General features: G+C 54.0%; 1 protein-coding gene. It reads left to right on the forward strand.

What is annotated here, in order from left to right:
* Positions 1-278, forward strand: a 278-nt coding sequence (locus SB660_RS20050) for a hypothetical protein (RefSeq protein WP_410584044.1), incomplete at both ends; no start/stop codon positions are given.

Below are 278 nucleotides of genomic sequence, written 5' to 3' on the forward strand. Positions count from 1 at the left end.
GCCACTGGTGTAACCGGAGATACCGGTCCTACTGGAACCACTGGTGTAACTGGAGATACTGGTCCTACTGGAGATACCGGTCCTACTGGAACCACTGGTGTAACTGGCGCAACTGGTGATACAGGTCCAACGGGACCTACTGGTGCTACTGGTGTAACCGGAGATACTGGTGCAACTGGAGATACTGGTCCTACTGGAACCACTGGTGTAACCGGAGATACTGGTCCTACTGGAGTTACTGGGGCAACTGGAGATACTGGTGCCACTGGTGTAACTGG

This window comes from Bacillus sp. SIMBA_005 (assembly GCF_046535585.1).
In the GTDB taxonomy this organism is placed as follows: Bacteria; Bacillota; Bacilli; order Bacillales; family Bacillaceae; genus Bacillus; species Bacillus pumilus.